This window comes from Acidovorax sp. GW821-FHT10E04, assembly GCF_059415185.1.
Window position 1 is genome coordinate 22,161 of record NZ_JBWKMT010000003.1, and the last position, 21,447, is coordinate 43,607.

At 68.6% G+C, this 21,447-nt stretch carries 19 protein-coding genes; 10 read left to right on the forward strand and 9 right to left on the reverse strand.

Annotated features, from left to right (window positions below):
* Positions 1-218: 218 nt before the first annotated feature.
* Entirely contained in the window at positions 219-1,445 is a 1,227-nt protein-coding gene (locus AC07OC_RS09445) for an MFS transporter (RefSeq protein ID WP_218297863.1), read from the reverse strand.
* Between the two features lie 259 nt (positions 1,446-1,704).
* Between AC07OC_RS09445 and AC07OC_RS09450 the strand changes: the two genes are divergently transcribed.
* Positions 1,705-2,625: a phosphoribosylaminoimidazolesuccinocarboxamide synthase gene (locus AC07OC_RS09450; RefSeq protein ID WP_218297864.1), complete on the forward strand. Its 921-nt coding sequence runs from the start codon at positions 1,705-1,707 to the stop codon at positions 2,623-2,625.
* A gap of 191 nt (positions 2,626-2,816) precedes the next feature.
* Here AC07OC_RS09450 and trxA read toward each other — a convergent pair whose 3' ends face one another.
* Positions 2,817-3,725, reverse strand: a complete 909-nt coding sequence (trxA, locus tag AC07OC_RS09455) for a thioredoxin (protein ID WP_218297865.1) — start codon at positions 3,723-3,725, stop codon at positions 2,817-2,819.
* A gap of 159 nt (positions 3,726-3,884) precedes the next feature.
* Between trxA and purE the strand changes: the two genes are divergently transcribed.
* From purE to AC07OC_RS09475, 4 genes are all read left to right on the forward strand, one after another.
* Positions 3,885-4,376: a 5-(carboxyamino)imidazole ribonucleotide mutase gene (gene purE / locus AC07OC_RS09460; RefSeq protein WP_494601028.1), complete on the forward strand. Its 492-nt coding sequence runs from the start codon at positions 3,885-3,887 to the stop codon at positions 4,374-4,376.
* 79 nt (positions 4,377-4,455) lie between these two features.
* Positions 4,456-5,628 (forward strand): 5-(carboxyamino)imidazole ribonucleotide synthase, encoded by a 1,173-nt coding sequence (locus AC07OC_RS09465; protein WP_494601030.1) that lies wholly within the window; start codon positions 4,456-4,458, stop codon positions 5,626-5,628.
* Between the two features lie 2 nt (positions 5,629-5,630).
* Positions 5,631-6,647 (forward strand): L-threonylcarbamoyladenylate synthase, encoded by a 1,017-nt coding sequence (locus tag AC07OC_RS09470; RefSeq protein ID WP_218341785.1) that lies wholly within the window; start codon positions 5,631-5,633, stop codon positions 6,645-6,647.
* 76 nt (positions 6,648-6,723) lie between these two features.
* Positions 6,724-7,677: an SGNH/GDSL hydrolase family protein gene (locus AC07OC_RS09475; protein ID WP_218297868.1), complete on the forward strand. Its 954-nt coding sequence runs from the start codon at positions 6,724-6,726 to the stop codon at positions 7,675-7,677.
* A 119-nt stretch (positions 7,678-7,796) separates the two neighbouring features.
* Here AC07OC_RS09475 and AC07OC_RS09480 read toward each other — a convergent pair whose 3' ends face one another.
* The 3 genes from AC07OC_RS09480 to dacB form a co-directional block, all read right to left on the reverse strand.
* On the reverse strand, positions 7,797-9,095 hold the full coding sequence (locus AC07OC_RS09480; RefSeq protein ID WP_218341784.1) for a lipase family protein: 1,299 nt from the start codon (positions 9,093-9,095) through the stop codon (positions 7,797-7,799).
* A gap of 132 nt (positions 9,096-9,227) precedes the next feature.
* Positions 9,228-9,497, reverse strand: coding sequence for a SemiSWEET transporter (locus AC07OC_RS09485; protein WP_218297870.1), 270 nt, complete (start codon positions 9,495-9,497; stop codon positions 9,228-9,230).
* Between the two features lie 71 nt (positions 9,498-9,568).
* Positions 9,569-11,041, reverse strand: coding sequence for a D-alanyl-D-alanine carboxypeptidase/D-alanyl-D-alanine endopeptidase (gene dacB, locus AC07OC_RS09490; RefSeq protein ID WP_218297871.1), 1,473 nt, complete (start codon positions 11,039-11,041; stop codon positions 9,569-9,571).
* Positions 11,042-11,141: 100 nt separating this feature from the next.
* On the opposite strand from dacB, the gene AC07OC_RS09495 reads away from it, so the two are divergent.
* From AC07OC_RS09495 to corA, 5 genes are all read left to right on the forward strand, one after another.
* Positions 11,142-12,140, forward strand: coding sequence for a DMT family transporter (locus AC07OC_RS09495; protein ID WP_218297872.1), 999 nt, complete (start codon positions 11,142-11,144; stop codon positions 12,138-12,140).
* Positions 12,141-12,171: 31 nt separating this feature from the next.
* Positions 12,172-12,912: a tRNA (adenosine(37)-N6)-threonylcarbamoyltransferase complex dimerization subunit type 1 TsaB gene (gene tsaB, locus AC07OC_RS09500; protein WP_218297873.1), complete on the forward strand. Its 741-nt coding sequence runs from the start codon at positions 12,172-12,174 to the stop codon at positions 12,910-12,912.
* A 22-nt stretch (positions 12,913-12,934) separates the two neighbouring features.
* Positions 12,935-13,414, forward strand: a complete 480-nt coding sequence (rimI, locus tag AC07OC_RS09505; protein ID WP_218341783.1) for a ribosomal protein S18-alanine N-acetyltransferase — start codon at positions 12,935-12,937, stop codon at positions 13,412-13,414.
* A 27-nt stretch (positions 13,415-13,441) separates the two neighbouring features.
* Positions 13,442-14,248 carry a uracil-DNA glycosylase family protein gene (locus AC07OC_RS09510; RefSeq protein ID WP_218341782.1) on the forward strand — a complete coding sequence of 269 codons (807 nt, stop codon included), beginning with the start codon at positions 13,442-13,444 and terminating at the stop codon, positions 14,246-14,248.
* A gap of 198 nt (positions 14,249-14,446) precedes the next feature.
* Entirely contained in the window at positions 14,447-15,433 is a 987-nt protein-coding gene (gene corA / locus AC07OC_RS09515) for a magnesium/cobalt transporter CorA (RefSeq protein ID WP_218297876.1), read from the forward strand.
* A gap of 293 nt (positions 15,434-15,726) precedes the next feature.
* On the opposite strand, the gene AC07OC_RS09520 is transcribed toward corA, so the two are convergent.
* From AC07OC_RS09520 to AC07OC_RS09535, 4 genes are all read right to left on the reverse strand, one after another.
* On the reverse strand, positions 15,727-16,494 hold the full coding sequence (locus AC07OC_RS09520) for a 5'-methylthioadenosine/adenosylhomocysteine nucleosidase (RefSeq protein ID WP_218341781.1): 768 nt from the start codon (positions 16,492-16,494) through the stop codon (positions 15,727-15,729).
* A 130-nt stretch (positions 16,495-16,624) separates the two neighbouring features.
* Positions 16,625-18,304 (reverse strand): long-chain-fatty-acid--CoA ligase, encoded by a 1,680-nt coding sequence (locus tag AC07OC_RS09525; RefSeq protein ID WP_218297878.1) that lies wholly within the window; start codon positions 18,302-18,304, stop codon positions 16,625-16,627.
* A gap of 91 nt (positions 18,305-18,395) precedes the next feature.
* Positions 18,396-19,808: a Re/Si-specific NAD(P)(+) transhydrogenase subunit beta gene (pntB, locus tag AC07OC_RS09530; protein ID WP_218297879.1), complete on the reverse strand. Its 1,413-nt coding sequence runs from the start codon at positions 19,806-19,808 to the stop codon at positions 18,396-18,398.
* Positions 19,809-19,842: 34 nt separating this feature from the next.
* A complete protein-coding gene (locus AC07OC_RS09535) occupies positions 19,843-21,444 on the reverse strand; it encodes a Re/Si-specific NAD(P)(+) transhydrogenase subunit alpha (RefSeq protein WP_218341780.1) in 1,602 nt (533 codons plus the stop codon).
* Positions 21,445-21,447 lie beyond the last annotated feature (3 nt).

The following is a 21,447-nucleotide window of genomic DNA, read 5'->3' on the forward strand; positions in this document are numbered from 1 at the left end:
AAGAACGCCGCCCTGGATCAGAGGAGCGGCTCGGCGAACCTGGATGCATCCCGTTGACGTGAAGTCACTATGCCCCCGCCCTCCCTGAAAAGCAATCCCATACCGACCCTGTCCGCTGGGTTATGCCAACCAAGGTGCCAAGCCTCCGAAAAGCGCGCACAATGGGCAGGTTGCCGGGTGGGCCGTCCCGTACACCGCCGTCCCGCAGATGCGGCTCCTCACCGTGCCGCGGGCGCCGCGCCGTGCAGCGTGAGCCGCCCCACCACCACCATTGACAGCAGGCTCGCCGCAATGCCCACCACGGCGGCCATCCAGTAGTTCTGCACCAGCCCCTGCGCGTCGCGGCTGATCAGCACCCCGCCCACAAAGGACGCCACGCCCATCGCCGCGGACTGCACCGACGCATTCAGCGTCATGAAGGTGCCGCGCAAGGGCGCCCGGGCCGCCGAGGAAATGATGGCCATGCCCGGAATCATGCGGCCGCTCATCAGCGCGAACATCAGCGTCGACACCACCAGCACGGCCACCAGCGGCACCCCGCGCACCAGCGTGATGCCCAGCAGGGGCAACGCGCCGGCCAGCGCCAGGCAGCGGAACATCACCACCTTGCCCCAGCGGTCCGTGAGCACGCCGAACAGGCGCGCGGTGAACAGCGTCACCACGCCGCCGCACAGGTACACCAGGGGAATCTGGTCGGGCCGCACCCCGGCGTTGGCCTGCATGTAGATGGTGATGTAGGGAATCACCGTGAAGCCGGCGAACATGATGAGCGCCGAGAACAGGAAGGCCCAGCGGTGGTTGGCGTCGGCCAGCACCTGGGCGATACCGCCCAGCGCGGTGCGGCCATCCGCGGCCCGCAGATGCCCCGTCATCACGGGCATGGTGCGTGCCGCCAGAACGGCCAGCACGCCCACCATCAGCGCAATGGCCAGGAATGGCAGGTTCCAGCCCCCGTATTCGGCCAGGATCAGCCCCAGGGGCACACCGGCCACGGTGGACAGGGAAAACGACGTCATCACGATGCCCATCGCGCGCCCGCGCCGCTCGAAGGGGATCACGTCGGCCACGATGGTTTGCGACAGCGCCGACAGCACGCCCCCGAAGGCCCCCGCCAGGATGCGCGCGGCCATGAGCGTGCCGTAGGTGGGTGCCACGCCGCAGGCCAGCGTGGCCAGCCCGAACAAGACGTACAGCGTCAGCAGCAGCCGCTTGCGGCCGAAACGGTCGATGTAGGTCGAGGCCAGCAGCCCGGATGCGCCCGCCGAGAGCGTGTAGGCCGAGACCAGCAGGCCGAACTGCGCATCGCTGATGGCAAACAGCCGCGTGAACTGGGGCCCCAGCGGCATCATGATCATGAAGTCGAGGATGTGGGTGAACTGGATGCCGGCCAGCGTGAGCAGCAGCCACAGTTCTCGGCGGGGGGTCAGGGTGGAATGGGAGGGCACAGGAAGCGGCCAGGGCGGCCAGGTCGGACTCAGGGCCGCCAGTGTGCCGCAACGGCACGAAGCGCGCTGGCCCGTTCGCCGAAGGCGCGTTCCGGTGCGCTCCCGCGCGCCCTCGCGAACCCATGCCACGCGCACGCTTCGGGCCCCGCGCGTAAAATCCACCGGTTGCGCGCCAGCAGGCATTTCCCATGCCCCCGCGCTCCATTCCCCACGTTCTTCGGCCTGCCTGCAGCGGACATTGACCGCCCACCCCGACACCATGACCCAGCCCAGCTCCAACGCCCTGCACACTTCCGCCTTGACCTCGCTGCCCCTGCTGGCCCGTGGCAAGGTGCGCGACAACTACGCCGTGGGCGACGACCGCATCCTGATGGTGGCCAGCGACCGCCTGTCGGCCTTCGACGTGATCATGGGCGAACCCATCCCCGGCAAGGGCGAGCTGCTCACGCAGATGGCGCTGTTCTGGTTCGACAAGCTCGGATACATCTGCCCCAACCACCTGACGGGCGACGCGCCGGAAAGCGTGGTGTCCGCGCAGGAGGCCGCGCAGATCCGTGGACGGTCCATGCTCGTGCAGCGGCTGCAGCCCATCCCCGTCGAAGCCGTGGTGCGCGGCTACCTGGCCGGCAGCGGCTGGAAGGAGTACCAGGAATCGCGCTCGGTCTGCGGCGTGCCGCTGCCCGAAGGGCTGACCAATGCCGCCAAGCTGCCCGCGCCCATCTACACCCCCGCCGCCAAGGCCGCCATGGGCGAGCACGACGAGAACATCACCTTCGAGCGCACGGTGGAGATGATCGGCCTGGACCTGGCGACCCGCATCCGCGACCTCAGCATTGCGATCTACCAGGCCGCCGCCGAGATCGCGCTGACCAAAGGCATGATCATCGCCGACACCAAGTTCGAGTTTGGCCTGGCGCCCGATGGCACGCTGGTGCTGATGGACGAGGTGCTCACGCCCGACAGCTCGCGCTACTGGCCCGTGGAAGGCTACGAAGCCGCCCTGGCCGCCGGCCAGAACCCGCCAAGCTACGACAAGCAGTTCGTGCGCGACTGGCTGGAGCAGGCCCAGGTGAACGGCAAGCCCTGGGACAAGACCGCGCCCGCCCCCCGCCTGCCGCGCGAAGTGATCGAAAAAACCGCCGCCAAGTACCGCGAGGCGCTGGAGCGTTTGGTCGGTTAAACGGCGACCTGCCTAAAAAACACAAAAGGCTCCCAACCGGGAGCCTTTTCTTTTCTTTTCTACCCATCGCACGATGCCGTCGCAACGGGCACGGTACAGGCCAGCGGCCGCCGTGCAAGGGCCGCCCCGCCGCACTGGCGGCGTCCCCCTTCCAGGGGGAAGGCGCAAGGCGCCTCAGGGGGTAGCCTGTTCTAGCTCAGCACCACGCTCGACAGCCGGCGCCGGTAGGTCGCCACCACCGGGTCGTCGGGCGGGATCTGGCCGTCGGCCACTTTCGCCTTGGGGGGTTCGATGATCTCGAGGATGGCCACGTAGGTCTTGCGGGCGATCTCTTCGCCCCAGGCCTTGTCGCGCATGAGGATTTCGAGCAGTTCGTCCATCGCGTCCGTCCAGCGCTGGCCGGCCAAGAGCCAGCGGGCGCGGGCGTAGCGGGTATCGAAATCGCGCTTGTTGGCGGCAATCTTGGCATCGAAATCGGCCTCAGCGCTTTCTCCATATGCGCCAGAAGCTACGAAATCAATAGCATCCATCCAGACTTTCAGCGCGCCGAGCTTGCGCGAGCCCGCGGCCTTGGCGATCACGGGGGCGAACGCGACCTTGGCATCGTCCTCGCGGTGCAGCTGCAGCAGGAGCTTGACGTAGTCGAAGCGCGCATCGTCGTTGGAGGGATCGGTCACCACCGCATGCTGCAGCTTCTCCAGCGCGGTGCTGGTGTCACCCTCGGCCAGGGCGTCCTGGGCTTCTTCCTCCTCCATTTCGGCCACCATTTCCTCGGCGGTGGGCACGTGCTTGTCGAGGAAGGCGCGCACCTGGCCCTCGGGCAGGGCCCCCATGAAGCCGTCCACGGGCTGGCCGTTCATGAGCAGCACACAGGTGGGGATGCTGCGGATGCCGAACATGCCCGCCAGCTGCTGCTCCTGGTCCGAGTCGATCTTGACGAGCTTGAAGCGGCCGGCGTATTCGGTCTCGAGCTTTTCCAGCACCGGCCCCAGCGACTTGCAGGGGCCGCACCAGGGCGCCCAGAAGTCCACCAGCACGGGCACGGTCATCGAGGCGGCAACGACCTCGGCTTCAAAGTTCTCTACGGTGACGTCAATCATGGTGGTGTACGGGCGGGGCCGGTCAAGCTGGTTGGTTCGCGCTATTTTGGCCCATCGACATGCCCGGGTGCGGCGAAGGGAAGCGCAAAAAGTAAAATCGCGGGTTCCACCTACAGCCGTGCCGCGGGCGCAGCCCGCGGCCAAGGCACCTTCCACACCATGAAACCCATCCAGATCGGCGTGGTCATGGGTTCCAGCAGCGACTGGGACACCATGCAGCATGCAGTGCAGATTCTTGAGCAATTCGGCATCCCGCACGAGGCCCGCGTGGTCTCGGCCCACCGCATGCCCGACGACATGTTCGCCTACGCCGAGGCGGCCGCCGGCCGGGGCCTGAAGGCCATCATCGCGGGCGCCGGTGGCGCCGCCCATCTGCCCGGCATGATTGCCGCCAAGACCACCGTGCCCGTGCTGGGCGTGCCCGTGGCCAGTCGCCACCTGCAGGGTGTGGATTCGCTGCACAGCATCGTGCAGATGCCCAAGGGCATCCCCGTGGCCACGTTCGCCATCGGCACGGCGGGCGCTGCCAATGCCGCCCTGTTCGCCGTGGCCCTGCTGGCCAACGAAAGCCCCGAACTGCGCCAGCGCCTCGAAGCCTTTCGCGCCGAGCAGACGGAAGTGGCCCGCAACATGACCTTGCCGCCCGCATGAACACGACCCCCACGCTCCACCGCTGCGCGGGTCGCTGCCCCCCGAGGGGGCCGCTTTTTCATCTTGGGGCGGCCCGGCGATGAAAAAATCCACCCATCACCCCCTTCTGCCCGGTAGCACACTGGGCGTGCTCGGCGGCGGCCAGCTGGGCCGCATGTTCGTGCACCAGGCGCAGGCCATGGGCTACTTCACCGCCGTGCTCGATGCCGACCCGACCAGCCCCGCCGGGCTGGTGAGCCACCACCACATCCAGACCGGCTATGAAGACCCGCAGGGCCTGGCCGAGCTGGCCCGCCTGTCGGATGCGGTGACCACCGAGTTCGAAAACGTACCCGCTGCCGCGCTGGCTGCACTGGCTGCGCAACGCCCCGTGTCGCCTGCCGCCAGCGCTGTGTCGGTGGCGCAGGACAGGGCCCGCGAAAAGGCCCACTTTGTGGCCTGCGGCGTGCTCTGTGCGCCGTATGCGCTGATCGAAACGGCGGAGCAACTGGCTGCAGTTTCTTCTGATCTATTACCAGGCATCCTGAAGACGGCCCGCATGGGCTACGACGGCAAGGGCCAGGTGCGCGTGAAGACGCCCGCCGAGCTGGCCGCTGCCTGGGACTCTGTCGGCAAGGTGCCCTGCGTGCTGGAGAAGATGCTGCCGCTGGCACTGGAATGCTCGGTGATCGTGGCGCGCGGCGCCGACGGGGCCACCGTGCACCTGCCCGTGCAGCGCAACCTGCACCGCGACGGCATCCTGGCCGTGACGGAGGTTTTTGAACAAAATCTGCCTCCAGCGCTTATTCAGCAAGCGGTAGCAGCTGCAATTTCGATAGCAAACGGCCTGCAGTACGTCGGCGTGCTCTGCGTGGAGTTCTTCGTGCTGCAGGACGGCGGCCTGGTGGTCAACGAGATCGCCCCGCGCCCGCACAACAGCGGCCACTACAGCCAGAACGCCTGCGACGTGTCGCAGTTCGAGCTGCAGGTGCGCACCATGGCCCGCCTGCCGCTCACGCAGCCGCGCCAGCACAGCCCCGCCGTGATGCTCAACCTGCTGGGCGATCTGTGGTTTGCGCAGGGCGGCACGGAGCAGACGCCCCCCTGGGCCGAGGTGCTGGCCCTGCCCGGCACGCACCTGCACCTGTATGGCAAGCGCGACGCCAAGCGCGGCCGCAAGATGGGCCACCTCAACATCACCGCCGCCACCCCCGACGCTGCGCGGGCCACCGCCCTGCGGGCTGCGGCCCTCCTGGGCATCGCGCCGTTCTGACCATGATTCTTGACGGCACCCAGCCCGCATCCATCGCCGCCGCAGCGCGGGCCGTGCGCAGCGGCGCGCTGCTGGGCCTGCCCACCGAAACCGTGTATGGCCTGGCCGCCGACGCCAGCAGCGATACCGCCGTGGCGCAGATCTTCGCCGCCAAGGGGCGCCCCAGCGATCACCCGCTGATCGTGCACGTGGCCAATGCCGAAGGCATTGCCCACTTCGCCAGTGAGGTACCGGGTTTTGCACAGAAGCTCGTCGATGCCTTCTGGCCCGGACCGCTCACGCTCATCCTGCCGCGCCTGTCCGGCGTGGCCACGGCCGCCACGGGCGGCCAGGACAGCGTGGGGCTGCGCTGCCCCGCCCACCCCGTGGCGCACGCGCTGCTGCTGGCCTGCGCCACGCCCGGCGATGGCGATGCCCTGGGCGGCCCGCCCGTGTGGGGCGTGGCGGCCCCCAGCGCCAACCGCTTTGGCCGCGTGAGCCCCACCACCGCCCGGCACGTGCAGGACGAGCTGGGCGCCGGGCTGCTGGTACTCGACGGTGGCCCGTGCGAAGTGGGCATCGAAAGCACCATCGTGGACTGCACGCGCGGCGTGCCAGTGCTGCTGCGCCCGGGCGCCGTCACGCGCGAGCAGATTGAGGCCGCCTGCGGCACCGCGCCGCTGTCCAGGGACGACCTGCCCGCGCTCACGCCGCGCGCCTCCGGCACGCTCGAAGCCCACTACGCCCCCGCCGCCAAGGTGCGCCTGATGGACGCCAAGGCCCTGCAGACCGGCCTGGACCTGCTGGGCGCCGAGGCCGCCCACATCGCGGTCTATGCCCGTGCCGCGCTGCGCACCCAGTCCTCCAGGCTCGTCATGCGGCGTATGCCCGACGACGCGGCCGCCACGGCCCAGCAGCTGTTCGCCGTGCTGCGCGGCTTCGACGACGACGGCGTGAAACTGATCTGGATCGAGACCCCGCCCGCCGAGCCCGAGTGGGAAGGCGTTCGTGACCGCCTGCAACGGGCATCTGCCGCATGATTCCAGCCGCACAAGGCGGCTTTACATGGGTTGACGTTGCACCGCTAAACTACCCCCCACTTTTCTGGAGAAATACATGGCAGCAAATTGGATGCGCCGCACCGTTCTGGTCGCCGCATGTGCGTCGGCCGCGTTGCTTGCGGCCTGCGGTTCAAGCACCACCGAATCGGCCATCACGCCCGAGCGCTTCATCGCGTTCGGCGATGCCAACAGCGACGTGGGGCAAAAGGGAACGCGCTACACCGTCAATGACGGCAGCGTGAACAACTGGACCCTGCAGGTGGCCGCCAGCTACGGCAAGCCCCTCACGGCCGCCTCGGCGGGCGGCAAGAGCTACGCGGTGGGCAACGCCCGCGTCAAGGCCAAGCCCGACGCCGCGGGCAACGCCAGCACCCCCACCATCACCGAGCAGATCGATACTTTCCTGGCCAGCGGCAGCTTCGCGGCCAACGACGTGGTGATCCTGAGCGGCGGCATCAGCGACGTGATCGCCGGCATGGCCGCCGTGCAGGCAGGCACCCAGACGGAAGCCGCCATGGTGGCCGCAGCCCGCCAGGCCGGTGAGGACATGGCCGCGCAGGTGCGCCGCCTCGTCGCCGCGGGCGCCAAGTACGTGGTGGTGACCGGCACCTATGACCTGAGCAAGACCCCCTGGGCCAAGGCCATCCGCCGCGAGGCGCTGCTGACCGACGCCAGCAGCCGCTTCAACGACGGCCTGCTCGTGGGCATCGTGGACCTCGGCGCCAACGTGCTGTACGTCGATTCCGCCTACTACGTGAACCTGTACACGAGCGTGCCCGCCAACTACGGTTTCAACAACGCCACGACGCCCGTGTGCACCTCCGTGGACGCCGCCAACGGCATCGGCATCGGCGCGGGCCAGGTCAACTCGGCCCTGTGCACCCCCTCGACGCTGCTGGCGGGCGCCAACCAGGCCTCCTACGTGTTCGCCGACCCGGTGTACCTCACCCCTTCGGCACAACGCCAGTTCGGCACCTACGCCCATGACCGGCTGAAGGCGCGCTGGTAACCCGCCTGCGGGGTGGCGGCGCTCGTGGAGCGCGCCACCGGGAGGCACAAAAAAGCCGACCCCAGGGTCGGCTTTTTGCTGTGCGCCCTGCCCTGGGCGGGCAGGGCGGATGCCTTTGCCTACTTGACGGTGTCAAACACTGCACGGGCCTGTGCATGGCAGAAGGGTGGCTCATACGTGCCGTGGTAGGCGGCGTAGTAGGTCGCGAATGCGGCCGATGCCGGATCGGTGGGGGCCTGGCCGCCCGGGCCGAAGGTGGCCTGGATCGCGGCATCGACGTCCACCGACGCCACGTTGGTCAGGCCCCGGCTGTCGAAGTCGGCCTTCATGATCCGCTGGTGGATGGCGGGCGGCACCGTGGGGTCGCCAGCGCCGCCGCACAGCAGCACGCGGGCCTTGGGGTTCCAGCCCAGCAGGTCGTTCTTCTTGGCCGCCAGGTACAGGGGGTGGGTGGTGCTGGTCTGCGAGCCCGTGATGAAGGCGGGCTGGAACAGCGCATCACGCGCCTGGTTGGGCGTGCCCGCGGGCAGGGTGCCCGAGGTGACCAGCGTGGTGTAGGTCAGCGTGGGGTGGGGCAGCAGGGTCTCGATGTAGCCCGAGTACGGCGCCTTGAAGACCTGCTTGACGTCCGTGTAGACATCGCCATAGACCTTCTGCCAGGCCGTCACCAGGTACGGAACGAAGAACTGCACGCCCGCGATGGCGTCCGGGATGCGCAGCGAACCCGACAGGTTGTAGGGGCCCGCCAGGTGGGCGCCGGCCACCACGTTGAATTCATTGCCGTAGTCGCGCTCCGCGGAGCGGTGCGCCGCCATCGACGAGTGCCCGCCCTGCGAGTAGCCCGTGAACATGACCTTGCCCGACAGATTGGCGCCCACGGTGCCCGCCGCGTTGCGGGCGGCGCGCACCGAGTCGATGACGGAGGTGGCTTCCGAGTCGGCGTGCAGGTAGGGGTGGTAGCTGTAGCCCGACTTGGCAAACCCCAGGTAGTCGGTGGCCACCACGGCATAGCCCTGGGCGGCGTACATGGCGGCGAGCAGGAAGGTTTCGCTGTCCTGCGGATTGGCCAGGGTGCGGGGCTTTTGCACGTCGGTGCCCTTGGCATAGGCGACCAGCGGCGCGGCGGTGCTGCAGCTGCCCGCGGGCACGAGCATCACGCCGGAGGCGTTGGTGCTCTCGCCCCCCTTGGCGCCCGCGGTGGCGTAATTGAGCGCAACCACCTTCACGTCGCATTTCGCCTTGCCGGTGATGGCCTGCAGGCCGCTGCTGGAAGTGCCTGCGTCGATCTGCGCGGCCGTCAGCGTGGTGAGCACCGCCGGGGGATCGATCAGCGCGCCGCGGGCGGGATCGTCGGAGCCACCGCAGGCAACAAGCAGGACCGCGGCGGCGGCGACACAGGTAAGGCGGAAATACGTCATGAATGGATACCTCAGGTCTGGAAGGAACGACGCATCGTGCGCGCACCTGCACTGCACCATCCATAGGGGATAACGCGGACCGCACCGGGCGCGCAGACGCCTAGGCGACAGCGTGCCGCCACGGGCCGGCGGTCAGTGCCCGCCGCCTGCCCCGTAGGCCACCTTCATTCCCAGGATCGTCCCCGCCAGCGCGAGCGTGATGGCATTGGCCACCACGATGGGCCAGGCCGCCAGGGTCAGCCCATAGACCAGCCACAGCGCCACGCCCGCCGTGAACACGCTGTACATGCCCAGCGAAATGCCGCGGACATCCCGCGTGCGGAAGGTGTGCAGCGCCTGCGGCACGAAGCTGCAGGTGGTCATGGCGGCGGCAAGGTAGCCGATGAGCTCGGTCGTGGGCATGGGGCGGTGGTTCCGGAAACCTGTTCGAAGCGAAGGCCCGGGCGCGCGGGGCCGGGGCAACGCCGGATTATTCACTGGTCACGCGCCGCCCAGTCGACCAGGCTGTCCAGCACGGGCCGCGCTGCGCCGGCATTGGCATGGTTGACGACCGCCACCAGCACATAGCGCCGGCCGCTGGCCGCGTGCACGTAGCCCGCCACGGCCATCACGTCGCGCAGGCTGCCCGTCTTGAGGTGGGCCACGCCCGCGCGGCTCTGGCTGCGGCGCAGCGTGCCGTCCACGCCGGAGATGGGCAGCGAGGCCACGAGCTCCGGCATCACGGGCGAGGCCCAGGCCACCTGCAGCATGCGCGCCAGCGCCTGCGCGGTCAGGCGGGCGTCCCGGCTCAGGCCCGCGCCGTTGTCGGCCAGGGGCAGTTCCGCATCGCCCATGCGCGCGAGCCACCACTGGCGCAGGGCCTCGCGGGCACCGTCGAAGGTGGCCACACCGTTCCTTTGCAATGCCAGCGTGAGGAAGACATGCTGCGCCATCACGTTGTTGCTGTATTTGTTCACATCGCGCACCACCTCGGCCAGGGGGGGCGAGGTGGCCACGAAGGCGGGCTTCAGGCCGGCCGGCACCTTGCCCTCGCGCACGCTGCCCGTGAGCTTGCCGCCCAGTTCGCGCCACATGCCTTCCACCGCGCGCGCCGCAAAGCCGCGCGGGTCGGCCGCCGCCACGGGCCACACGCGTTCGCCGCAGGCGGCCGGGTACACCCCCTGGAAGACCACCTTGGCGGGGTCGGCCAGCTCCGCGCGCAGGGCGCCACGCCAGTCTCCGCACTCGGTGCCCGGCGCCGCCAGCGCCACGGTGGGCTGGCGCGACACGCCCGCCAGGGGCGGGTCGTACTGGATGCGGGCCAGCCCGCCGGCGGCGTCGGGCACGAAGGTCATCACCGAGGACTTGTAGTTGAGCAGCAGCGCGTCGGGCGCGGCGTTGTACGGGCGCAGGGGCTCGCCGTCAAAGCGCGCCGGGTCGTGGTCGGGCACATCGAAGGCGGTGCGGTCGAGCACGATGTCGCCCACGATGACCTGGATGCCCTGGCCCTGCAGGCGCCGCATCAGCAGCCACAGGCGCTCCATGACGAGCTTGGGGTCGCCCTGGCCCTGGATGTAGACATTGCCGCGCAAGCTGCCCTCCTGCACCGTGCCCTGCACGTAGACCGGGGTGTTCCACACATAGGCGGGGCCCAGCTGCTCCAGCGCCGCGTAAGTGGTCACCAGCTTCATCACCGACGCCGGGTTGACCTGGGCCTGCGCGCGGTGCGAAAGGCGCGCCGCAGCGCGCCCGCCCTGGGCATCCACGACCACCACCGACAGCGCCTCGCGCGGCAGCCTGGCGCGCTGCAGGGCCGCCTCGACTTCCGGAGGCAACGAAACGGGTGCGGGGGTGGTGGACTGCGCCCCGGCGGCGCCGGCGCCCCCCGCCAGGACAAGCGATGCCGCGCAGCAGCGCACGGCATCCCGCAGCGCATTCCAGCGCCAGGCAACAGGAAGAGAAAACATGGCGGAAGTCTATCGCCCGGCGCCAGGGGCGGCCTCTGCCCCGGCCCCGCCGGCAAGCCGCGCGCCAGCGCTGGCGGCGGCAGGCACCGATAATCCCCCGATGCGCTTTTCTCCTCGTGCCATGGGCCTGCTGGCGGCGGTCGTGACCGTCACCATCTGGACAGGCTTCATCGTCATTGCCCGCGCCTCGGCCCAGCGCACGCTCACCCCGTTCGACATCGCGCTGCTGCGCATCACCGGCGCCAGCCTGGTGCTGCTGCCCTGGGGCTGGTGGATGGTGCGGCGGCGCACGGCGGCGCAGGGCGCGTCCGCCCCGCCCTCCAGCCTGGCGGGCGTCTCGCCCCTCCCGCTGCGCACCACGGCCCTGCTGGGCATCTTCGGCGGGCTGCTGTACGCCATGCTGGCCTACGCGGGGTTCTTCCATGCGCCCGCCACCCACGCGGCCGTGCTGATGCCGGGCAGCCTGCCGCTGTGGACGGCGCTGCTGGCCGCCGCGCTGCTGCGCGACCACATCACCCCGCTGCGTGCCGCGGGCCTGGCCTTCATCGTGGCGGGCGACCTGCTGGTGGGCGGCCGCAGCCTGCTGGCGGCCTTCTCGGGGGGCGACGTGTGGAAGGGCGACCTGCTCTTCATGATGGCGGCCGCGAGCTGGGCCACCTACAGCGTGCTGGCCCGGCGCCACGCGGTGGACGCCGTGCAGGCCACCATCGCGATCACGGCGTTTGCCTGCCTGGTCTATGTGCCCGGCTATGCCCTGCTGACCACGCTGGGCGCCGTCACCAGCCACCTGGCGCTGGCGCCCTGGAGCGAGATCGTCTTTCACATGGTGTTCCAGGGCGGCGGCTCGGTGGTGATCTCGGGCATCGGCTTCACGCGCATGATCCAGCACTATGGGCCCGTGCGCTCCACCATGATCACGGCGCTGGTGCCTGGCCTCTCGGCCATCGGTGCCGTGGTGTTCCTGGACGAGCCGATGTACTGGAACCTCGTCGCCGGCCTGCTGCTGGTGACTGCCGGTATCCTGCTGGGCGTGCTGCGCAGGAGCCCGGCGGGCCCGGCCGCCACCGCCACGCCCGCCCCTGGCCACACCGCCTCCTGACCTCTTTTTGCCGCGCAAACCCCCAGGCCCCATGAATCTGCTTGCCTTCGACACCAGCACCGACACCCTCTCCATCGCGGTACAGCAGGGCGATGCCGTGTGGCATCACACGGGCCCCGGGGGCGCGCAGGCATCGGCCACCCTGATCCCGGCGGTGCGCAGCCTGATGGCGCAGGCCGGCGTGTCGTTCGACACGCTCGAGGCCATCGTGTTTGGCCGGGGGCCGGGTTCCTTCACCGGCCTGCGCACCGCCTGCGCCGTGGCCCAGGGGCTGGCGTTTGGCGCGCGCGGGGGCCACGGCGTGCCGGTGCTGCCCGTGGACACCCTGCTCGCGGTGGCCGAGGAGGCGCGCCACGCGCAGGGCTGCACGCGCGTGGTGGCGGTGCTGGACGCGCGCATGGACGAGGTCTACCACGCGCGCTGCGAATGGCGGGCCCCCGAGGCACGCTGGCAGGCCGACGCCGACTTTGGACTGGGCGCGCCGGAATCCGTGCTGCCGCCCCCGGGCTGGACGGTGGCGGGCAATGCGCAGGCCCCCTACGGCGACCGGCTCGCGCCCGATGCCCCCCATGTGGCCGCGCTGCCCACGGCCGGTGCGCTGCTGCGCCTGGCCCCTGCGCTGCTGGCCGCCGGCCACGGCGTGCCAGCCCGCGATGCGCTGCCGCGCTATATCCGCGATAAAGTGGCGCAAACCACCGCCGAACGTGCCGCCCTGCGCGCCGCCCAGGCGGCAGCCAACCCGCAGGAACCCGGGGTTGGCGCGTCCCAGTGAACCTTGTCCTGGCCACAACCGCATGAGCGCCCTGCCCACCCCGCCCGCCCGCGCCCTGGAAGCGCGCTTTGAAACCCTCACGCTCGCGCGGCTCGACGCCGTGCTGGCGGTGGAGCAACGCGCCTATTCGCACCCCTGGACGCGCGGCAACTTCACCGATGCGCTGGCCTCGGGCTACCAGGCCCAGCTGCTCATGGCCGGCGACCATCTGCTGGGCTACTTCGTGGCGATGCTGGGCGTGGACGAAGTGCACCTGCTCAACATCACCGTCACGCCCGAATTCCAGCGCCAGGGCTGGGCGCGGGTGCTGCTTGATGCGCTGGCCCTGTGGGCACGCGGACGGGGTGCGCAGTGGCTGTGGCTGGAGGTGCGCGTGAGCAACGTGCGCGCTCAGCGCATCTACCAGGCGCACGGATTTCGCCGCGTGGGCGAACGCAAGCGCTACTACCCCGCGGCCGAGGGCCAGCGCGAAGACGCCGTGGTCATGAGCCTGCCCCTGTAACCCGCAAGAACCACCCACCCCGCCCGTATGAGCCTCCACCTCGATGCGCGACAGCGCGCCATGCTGCAAGAAATGGGCGTCACCGTGTGGGGCCCGCCACAGGCCGTGGCGGTGGCGGCGCCAGCCGCGCAAGCAGTGGGCGCCACAGCAGCCCCCGGCACCGATCGCCCACCGGCGCGGCCCGCCCTGGTGGCCGCCACGACAGCCCTGGCCGCCGCCCCCGACCGCGCGGCGCCCCCCACCCCGCCCCGGGTGCCCGCGCGCGCTGCACCGGCGCCAGCGCAGGACACGCCGCCCTCCACCCTCTCCACCGCGACGGCCCCCGTCGCCCCGGCCCTGAGGCTGCACGCGCCCCAGCCGCTGTACCCCCTGGCCGATCCGGCGCAGGCGCCCGCCGGGCTGGGCCCGGGCTGGCTGATCGTGGCCGAATGCCTCACCCCCGACGACCCGCTGGGCGGCGACGCAGGCCGCCTGCTCGACAACATGCTGCGCGCCATGCAACTGCACCGGCATCCCCGCGTGTTCCTGGCCGCGCTGGAGCGCCCCGCCCCCGGCACGCAGGCGAGCGCGGACATCCAGGCCACGCTGGCCGAGACCGTGGCATCGCTGCAGCCCGCCCTGGTGCTGGTGCTGGGCCATGTCGCGGCGCGCGTGGCGCTGGGCCGCACCGAACCGCTGGGCCGCCTGCGCGCGGGGCCACACGCGCTGGGCGGGTGCCCCGCCGTGGTGACCTACGACCCCGCCTTCCTGCTGCGCTCGCAGGAGACCAAGGCCGCCGCCTGGGCCGACCTGTGCCGGGCACTGGCCATCGTGCGCCAGGCTTCATCCACCTGACCACGGCGGGCGCGGGCTTTTGCCACGGGCCCGCCGCGGCGGCAGTGCCATAATCCGCCGCCTGTCCATTTTTTACGGAGAAAGCTCCTTGGAAACCTACCCGAGTTGGTAGCTTTCAGCTCCCCGGCCTGCCTGCTGTGGGGTTGAAAGCACCCGATCCCCCACACCGCAGATGCCACACAACAAGGGAGTGAGCCCATGCTCAACATCTTCACGCTCGCCAATGGCCGGCTGTTCCAGGAAGAAATCGAGTCCCTGGAAGAGCTGACCCGCTTCCAGCCGATCTGGGTGGACCTGGAAGCCCCCACCCTCGAAGAAAAGCGCTGGATCAAGCAGCATTACGGCCTGTCCATCCCCGAGGATGCGATGGACGAGGACATCGAGGAATCCGCCCGCTTCTACGAAGAAGACAACGGCGAGCTGCACATCCGCAGCGACTTTCTGATCGACGACGACGAAGACCCGCGCTCGGTGCGGGTGGCCTTCATCCTGAACCAGCACAACGCCAACCTCAAGAGCCGGGGCGTGCTGTTCTCCATCCACGACGAGGACGTGCCGGTGTTCCGCCTGCTGCGCATGCGCGCGCGCCGGGCCCCTGGCCTCATCGAGGACGCCAAGGAAGTGCTGCTCAAGCTGTTCGACGCCGACGCCGAATACTCGGCCGACACGCTCGAAGGCATCTACGACGAGCTGGAAAAGGTGAGCACCCAGGTGCTGGCTGGCGACGTGACCGACGCCCGCGCGGGCGAGGTGCTGGCCGCCATCGCGCGCCAGGAAGACTTGAACGGACGCATCCGCCGCAACGTGATGGACACCCGCCGCGCCGTGAGCTTCATGATGCGCAGCAAGATGCTCAACTCCGAGCAGTTCGAGGAAGCCCGCCAGATCCTGCGCGACATCGAGTCGCTGGACAACCACACGGCGTTTTTGTTCGACAAGATCAACTTCCTGATGGACGCCACGGTCGGTTTCATCAACATCAACCAGAACAAGATCATCAAGATCTTCTCGGTGGCCAGCGTGGCGCTGCTGCCACCCACGCTGATCGCCAGCGTGTACGGCATGAACTTCAAGTTCATGCCCGAGCTGGAGTGGAGCTACGGGTATGCCTACGGCATCCTGCTGATGATCGCCAGCGCGGTGGGGCCGATGTGGTACTTCCGCAAGCGGGGCTGGTTGAAGTAGCCCCCTGTGGCGCTGCGCGCCTTCCCCCCCGAGGGGGGACGCCTCCGGTGGACCGGCGAAGCCGGATCCACGGTGGCGCTGGTATTTGGGGTGCGCCGGTTTCACGGCGCAGCTGTCGAACTTGTAGCTGCTGGCGCTGCAGCAGATCCCATGAATCCGAGCCCCTGCCCATTCGGGCTGAGCTTGTCGACACCTGGGCCAGGCAGATGATGGGACTGGCGGTCACTTCAGCGCAGAATATGATTTAAATTGGCCTCTAGCGCTTATTCACCAAGCGCTAGCAGCTATCAATTTCATAGTTTCTGCAAAAACGCCAGCACCATGTGTTCGGCGTAGCGGCTGGCCACGGTCGTGACGAAGAGGGGGAAGTCCGCGTGGGCGGTGTCGTCGGCACGGTCGGAGATGGTGCGCACGGCGGCGAAGGGGATGCCGTAGTCGTGGCACACCTGGGCGACGGCGGCGCCTTCCATTTCCACGGCCAGCACGTCGTGGCCGGCGTCGCGCAACGTGGTGCGCAGACGGTGGGCTTCATCGGCTGCGGAAACAAAGCGGTCCCCGCTGGCCACCAGGCCGTGGTGCGCGCGGTGCAAGACACCCTCCAACGCATCTGTTGCGTCAGTTTTCAAGCCAAATTGGCCGCTGGCCCTTGATACACAAGCGCTGGCCGCTTCCAGAAGCAGAGCAGACAATACAGTGTCGCATGCCAGGCGGCTGCGCGTGTAACCCGGGATCTCCCAGCGGGGGAACAGGGGCGAGGCGTCCATGTCGTGCTGGAGGTAGTCCTGCGCCACCACCACGTCGCCCACGTTCACGCCATCGCCCACACCGCCCGCCACGCCGGTGAAGACGATGCGCGCCACGCCGAAGCACTCGATGAGCGCCGTGGCCGTGGTGGCCGCCGCCACCTTGCCGATGCCCGAGAGCGCCAGCACCACTGGCCGGCCGCACAGGTCGCCGCGCCAGAAGAAACGGCCGGCATGCACCAGGCGCTGGGGGTGCGACAGGTGCGGGACCAGCGAGCTTTGCTCTTCGGGCAAGGCGCTGAGGATGGCGGTGGTCATGGCCTACGAAACCGACACGTCCCATACCAGCGGACGCCGTGGAACTGGCTTCGCCAGGCCGCTGGCGTCGTCCCCCTTCCCGGCGCGAGCCGAGAGAAGGGGGAAGCCGCGAAGCGGCTCAGGGGGATGGTCATTTCTTGTCGCGCAGCTCGCGGCGCAGGATCTTGCCCACGGGCGTCTTGGGCAGCTCGGTGCGGAACTCGATGACCTTGGGCTGCTTGTAGCCGGTGAGTTCGGCGCGGCAGAACTCCTTGACCTGCGCTTCGGTGAGCGCGGGGTCCTTCTTGACGATCACGAGCTTGACGGCCTCGCCGGTCTTCTCGTCGGGCACGCCCACCACGGCGCATTCGAGCACGCCGGGGCAGTTGGCCACGACTTCTTCCACCTCGTTGGGGTAGACGTTGAAGCCGCTGACCAGCACCATGTCCTTCTTGCGGTCCACGATCTTGAAGAAGCCGCGCTCGTCCATGACGCCGATGTCGCCGGACTTGAAGAAGCCGTCGTCGGTCATGACCTTGGCGGTTTCATCGGGGCGCTGCCAGTAGCCGGCCATCACCTGCGGGCCCTTGATCGCGATTTCGCCGGGCTGGCCGAGGGTGGTCACCTCGCGGCCGTCGTCGTCGAGCAGCTTCATCAGGGTGCCGGGGAGCGGCACGCCAATGGTGCCGGTGAACTCCTTGGCGGTCACGGGGTTGCAGCTGACCGAGGGGCTGGTCTCCGACAGGCCATAGCCCTCGCAGATGGGGCAGCCGGTCTTCTCCAGCCACAGCTTGGCCACGGCGCCCTGCACGGCCATGCCGCCGCCCACCGAGACCTTGAGGTTCTTCCAGTTGACGGTGTTGAAGTCGGGATGGTTGGCCAGGCCGTTGAACAGCGTGTTCACGGCCGGGAAGCTGTGGAAGGTGTGCTTGGACAGTTCCTTGAGCACGGCAGGCAGGTCGCGCGGATTGGGGATCAGGATGGTCTTGCCGCCCGTGCGCATGCTCAGCATCATGTTCACGGTGAACGCGAAGATGTGGTACAGCGGCAGCGCGCAGATGCTGGTCTGCTGCTCGCCCGCGGGCACCTTCTTCATCACCGGGTCGTTCCATGCCTCGGACTGCAGCACGTTGGCGATCACATTGCGGTGCAGCAGCACCGCGCCCTTGCTCACGCCGGTGGTGCCGCCGGTGTATTGCAGCAGCGCGATGTCGTCGGGCCGGATGTCGGGCTTCTTGAGGGTGCCGCGCGTGCCCTGGGCCACCGCGTCATTGAAGCGCACGGCGCCCGGCAGGTTGTAGGCGGGCACCATCTTCTTGACGTTGCGCACCACGTAGTTGACGAGCGCGCCCTTGAGCAGGCCCAGCTGGTCGCCCATGGCGCACAGCACCACGTGCTTGACGGGCGTGTTGGCAATGCAGCTTTGCAGCGTGGTGGCGAAGTTCTCGATGATGACAATGGCCTTGGCGCCCGAATCCTTGAGCTGGTGCTCCAGCTCGCGCGGGGTGTACAGCGGGTTCACGTTGACCACCACGAAGCCCGCGCGCAGGATGGCCGCCACCGTGACGGGGTACTGCGGCACGTTGGGCATCATGATGGCCACGCGGTCGCCCTTGACCAGGCCCAGGCCCTGCAGGTAGGCCGCAAACGCACTGGAGAGCGAGTCTGTCTGGGCATAGGTCACTTCCTTGCCCATGAAGCTGTAGGCCACGCGGCCCGCGTACTTGGTGAACGCCTCGTCCATGAGGGCCACCAGCGACGGGTATTGCGCGGTGTCGATGTCTGCGGGGACGCCTTGCGGATAGGCAGCCAGCCAGGGGCGATTCGTCATTTTTTGTCTCCTGATAAGTTTTATTGAGGCCGTGAGACCATGCTGATTTTTTCAGCACGGTCGTGCTTTTTTCGCGGTGGAATTATGCCCGTCACCCCTTGAGCGCGGAAAGAACTTCGTCGAGCATTTTCTTGGCGTCGCCAAACAGCATGCGGTTGTTGTCCTTGTAGAACAGGGGGTTGTCCACGCCCGCATAGCCCGAGGCCATGGAGCGTTTCATCACGATCGAGGTCTTGGCCTTCCACACTTCGAGCACTGGCATGCCTGCGATGGGGCTGGTCGGGTCGTCCAGAGCGCTGGGATTCACGATGTCGTTGGCGCCGATGACCATGGCCACGTCGGCATTGGGGAAGTCCTCGTTGATCTCGTCCATCTCCATCACGATGTCGTAGGGCACCTTGGCCTCGGCCAGCAGCACGTTCATGTGGCCGGGCATGCGGCCCGCCACCGGGTGGATGGCAAAGCGCACATCCACGCCTTTTTCGCGCAGGGTCTTGGTGATCTCGTACACGGTGTGCTGGGCCTGGGCCACGGCCATGCCGTAGCCGGGCACGATGATGACGCTCTTGGCATCGCGCAGCAGCTCGGCCGTCTCGGCGGAGCTGACGGGCACGGCCTCGCCTTGCGGCTCGGCAGCCTCGCCCTTCTTGGCCGGTGTGCCAGCGCCCGACCCGAAGCCGCCCGCGATCACGCTGATGAAGTTGCGGTTCATCGCGTTGCACATGATGTAACTCAGGATGGCACCCGAGGAGCCCACCAGCGCGCCCGTGACGATGAGCAGGTCGTTGGACAGCATGAAGCCCGTGGCCGCCGCCGCCCAGCCCGAGTAGCTGTTGAGCATGGACACCACCACCGGCATGTCCGCGCCACCGATGGCCATCACCATGTGGATGCCGAACAGCAGCGCGATCGCCGTCATCACCATCAGCGGCACCATGCCCTGTTCGATGGTCTCGGCGCGCAGGAACTCGCGGCCAAACCAGATCACGACCAGCAGCGCGGCCAGGTTCATCCAGTGGCGGCCGGGCAGCAGCAGCGGCTTGCCACCGATCTTGCCGTTGAGCTTGCCAAAGGCGATCAGCGATCCGCTGAACGTGACCGCGCCGATCAGGATGCCGACATAGATCTCCACCTCATGAATGATCTTCTCCGCGCCCTGCAGCTGGATCGAGGTATCGACATAGCTCGCAAACCCCACCAGGCAGGCCGCCAGGCCCACCAGGCTGTGCATGAGCGCGACGAGCTCGGGCATCTGGGTCATCTTGACGACCTTGGCCGCATACAGGCCGATGCCGCCGCCAATGACCAGAGCGCCGACGATCCAGGCCACCCCTGCGGGGCTGACGCGCGGGCCGAACACCGTGGCCAGCACGGCCAGCGCCATGCCGACCATGCCGAACAGGTTGCCCCGGCGCGAGGTTTCGGGGTTGGAGAGCCCGCCCAGGCTCAGGATGAACAAAATGGCCGCGCCCAGGTAGGCGACGGTGGCGAGACTTGGGGACATGTTCTGTGCTCCTCGTGTTCTTGTTGTGATGGAGTTACTTGCGGAACATGGCCAGCATGCGGCGCGTCACCGCAAAGCCGCCGAACATGTTGACGGCCGTGAGCACCAGCGCGGCAAACGCCAGCCACAGGATGAGCCCGTCCGGGCGCCCGTTGACACCCGCATCGGGCGGCGCGATCTGCACCAGCGCGCCGATGGCGATGATGCTGGAGATGGCGTTGGTCACGCTCATCAGTGGCGTGTGCAGCGCGGGCGTGACATTCCACACCACCATGTAGCCGATGAAGCAGGCCAGCACGAACACCGTGAAGTGCCCCAGGAAGGCCACGGGCGCATAGGCGCCGATGGCCCAGAACAGCACGGCCAGCACGGCAAAAACGATGGTCAGCGTCTTGGCGGACATCGGTGCGCCCGGGCCATGGCTGGATTTCTTGGCGGCCACAGGAGCCGCTGCGGCCTTGGGTGCCGGCACAGGGGCCTGTTTGAGCGGTGGCGCAGGCCAGGTGATCGCCCCATCCTTGACCACGGTGAGGCCGCGGATCGCGTCGTCCTCCATGTTGACCACGGCCACGCCGTCCTTGGCCTTGCACAGCTCTTCCGTCAGGCGCAGCAGGTTGGTGGCGTACAGCGTGGACGACTGCTTGGCCAGGCGCGAGGCCAGGTCGGTGTAGCCGACGATGGTCACGCCATGGCGCACCACTGCCTGGCCGGGCACGGTCAGTTCGCAGTTGCCGCCCTGCTCGGCGGCCATGTCCACGATCACGCTGCCGGGCTTCATGCTCTGCACCATCTCGGCCGTGATGAGCTTGGGCGCGGGCTTGCCGGGGATCAGCGCGGTGGTGATGATGATGTCCGCATCCTTGGCCTGCTCGGCGTACATCTTGCGCTGTGCGGCCTGGAAACCCTCGCTCATGACCTTGGCATAGCCGCCGCCGCCCGAGCCTTCTTCCTCGTAGTCCACCTTGACGAACTCGCCACCCAGCGACTTGACCTGGTCCGCCACCTCGGCGCGCGTGTCATTGGCGCGCACGATGGCGCCCAGGTTGGCCGCCGTGCCGATGGCGGCAAGCCCCGCCACGCCCGCGCCCGCGATGAACACCTTGGCCGGCGGCACCTTGCCCGCGGCCGTGATCTGGCCGTTGAAAAAGCGGCCGAAGGCATTGGCCGCCTCGATGACGGCGCGGTAGCCGCTGACGCCTGCGGTGGAGGTCAGCGCATCCATCTTCTGGGCGCGCGACAGCGTGCGCGGCAGGCAGTCGATGGCCAGCACCGTGGCCTTGCGGGCCGCCAGCTGCTGCATGAGCTCGGGGTGCTGGGCGGGCCAGATGAAGTCGATGAGCGTCGTGCCCTCGCGCATCAGCGCCACTTCCTCGCTGCTGGGCGGGCGCACCTTGAAGACGATGTCCGATGCAGCCCACAGCGCGGCAGCGTCGCCAACGACCTGGGCCCCGGCGGCACGGTAGGCGTCATCGCTGAAGTTGGCGGCCTCCCCTGCCCCCGACTCCACGGCAACCGCGAAGCCCAGCTTGACCAGCTTCTCCACCACATCGGGCACGGTGGCCACGCGCTTTTCGCCAGGGAAAGTTTCCCTTGGCACGCCAATGCGCTGCGGCTGCGGGACTGGGCTTGTCTGCATCAG

Coding starts and splice junctions, on each gene's coding strand:
- AC07OC_RS09450 (WP_218297864.1), top strand. CDS start 1,705: ATGACCCAGCCCAGCTCCAACGCCCTGCACACTTCCGCCTTGACCTCG.
- trxA (WP_218297865.1), bottom strand. CDS start 3,725: ATGATTGACGTCACCGTAGAGAACTTTGAAGCCGAGGTCGTTGCCGCC.
- purE (WP_494601028.1), top strand. CDS start 3,885: ATGAAACCCATCCAGATCGGCGTGGTCATGGGTTCCAGCAGCGACTGG.
- AC07OC_RS09465 (WP_494601030.1), top strand. CDS start 4,456: ATGAAAAAATCCACCCATCACCCCCTTCTGCCCGGTAGCACACTGGGC.
- AC07OC_RS09470 (WP_218341785.1), top strand. CDS start 5,631: ATGATTCTTGACGGCACCCAGCCCGCATCCATCGCCGCCGCAGCGCGG.
- AC07OC_RS09475 (WP_218297868.1), top strand. CDS start 6,724: ATGGCAGCAAATTGGATGCGCCGCACCGTTCTGGTCGCCGCATGTGCG.
- AC07OC_RS09480 (WP_218341784.1), bottom strand. CDS start 9,095: ATGACGTATTTCCGCCTTACCTGTGTCGCCGCCGCCGCGGTCCTGCTT.
- AC07OC_RS09485 (WP_218297870.1), bottom strand. CDS start 9,497: ATGCCCACGACCGAGCTCATCGGCTACCTTGCCGCCGCCATGACCACC.
- dacB (WP_218297871.1), bottom strand. CDS start 11,041: ATGTTTTCTCTTCCTGTTGCCTGGCGCTGGAATGCGCTGCGGGATGCC.
- AC07OC_RS09495 (WP_218297872.1), top strand. CDS start 11,142: ATGCGCTTTTCTCCTCGTGCCATGGGCCTGCTGGCGGCGGTCGTGACC.
- tsaB (WP_218297873.1), top strand. CDS start 12,172: ATGAATCTGCTTGCCTTCGACACCAGCACCGACACCCTCTCCATCGCG.
- rimI (WP_218341783.1), top strand. CDS start 12,935: ATGAGCGCCCTGCCCACCCCGCCCGCCCGCGCCCTGGAAGCGCGCTTT.
- AC07OC_RS09510 (WP_218341782.1), top strand. CDS start 13,442: ATGAGCCTCCACCTCGATGCGCGACAGCGCGCCATGCTGCAAGAAATG.
- corA (WP_218297876.1), top strand. CDS start 14,447: ATGCTCAACATCTTCACGCTCGCCAATGGCCGGCTGTTCCAGGAAGAA.
- AC07OC_RS09520 (WP_218341781.1), bottom strand. CDS start 16,494: ATGACCACCGCCATCCTCAGCGCCTTGCCCGAAGAGCAAAGCTCGCTG.
- AC07OC_RS09525 (WP_218297878.1), bottom strand. CDS start 18,304: ATGACGAATCGCCCCTGGCTGGCTGCCTATCCGCAAGGCGTCCCCGCA.
- pntB (WP_218297879.1), bottom strand. CDS start 19,808: ATGTCCCCAAGTCTCGCCACCGTCGCCTACCTGGGCGCGGCCATTTTG.
- AC07OC_RS09535 (WP_218341780.1), bottom strand. CDS start 21,444: ATGCAGACAAGCCCAGTCCCGCAGCCGCAGCGCATTGGCGTGCCAAGG.